Here is a 1091-nt window from a genome sequence, read left to right as displayed (position 1 = left end):
AGTGCCGCTTGCCGCTGCGGTTATGGAAGGACTCTGCTACAACTCAATAGAAGTTGAAGACATGCCTGAGCGTTATTTAACTCAGCGCGAAGTTGAAATTCAACGCCGCCGCGTTGAAGGCATCCCAATGAATATGAACTATGAAGAGCTGCAAGAACTGCTCGATCCTTTTTACCGCAGCTATATATGTAAAGATGGTCGTATGTTTTATGTGGTATGCCCAAGCCACAAGTATCATGCCAAGCGCTGCTTAGAAGTGCTTGGATTGTACGATGAATTGGTGGCAGAAGGACTGACGGAGGAAGATGACACGTATCTACCCTCTAGTGAGTGGACCTCCGACACCTCTCTTGGTGTTTACCCCATGCCAAAGTACTGGGCAGATCATATCGCTGCAAAAATGAAAGACGCCTTTTTACTACGCACCTCTAAAGAATGGCAAAAAATCTTTGGTAAACGTGGTATCCCTGGCGCGCCGCAGCGTTGGCTACAAGAGTGGATCCGTGATGATCATGCAGAAACGGCAGGTTTGATGATCGAGGTCGATGACCCTACTTATGGCAAGATGATTCAGCCAGGTCCGATTGTGTGGCTAGAAGAATGTGGTGAGCTTATGTTAGAACCCAAGCCGCCTAAGCCGAGTACCTTTGATGAGGCCTTAGCAAAGTTCCAGAACTTTAGAACCAAATTGCCTTCAGTTAATGAGAGCAGTGAAAAACGTGGTTGGTTAGACGGCGTTCGCGTCCTTGATCTTTGTAATGTGATTGCAGGGCCGCACTCCGCCGCTTACTTGGCACGTTTTGGCGCAGAGGTCATCAAACTTGATTCTGCCACTCCACTGTACGACAGCTGGAACACTGTTATTTATGGTCTTTCTCAAATGACGGGCAAACGCTCTATCCTTGCTGATATTGGCAAAGGCGAAGGCCGCGAGCTGTTTGAAAAATTGGTCAAGTCGGTTGATGTGATCGTCTGGAATGCCACCGATACACAGATTAAGAAAATGGGATTAGATGCTGAAGGCCTAAAAGCCTTAAATCCTGAAGCCATCTTCTGTAAGCTGGACTGCTTCAGTGGCGTACGTAAAGGTC

At 47.6% G+C, this 1091-nt stretch carries 1 protein-coding gene; it reads left to right on the top strand.

Features of this window, described 5'->3' with window-relative positions; all coding sequences use genetic code 11:
• A partial coding sequence (locus ACS8FC_RS14795) for a CoA transferase (protein WP_439297329.1) occupies positions 1–1091 on the top strand: 1091 nt, incomplete at both ends.

The sequence above is a fragment of the Psychrobacter sp. 1Y4 genome, assembly GCF_051847555.1.
Note: the sequence above shows the minus strand (reverse complement) of the source record. Positions and strands in the feature narration are given on the sequence as shown.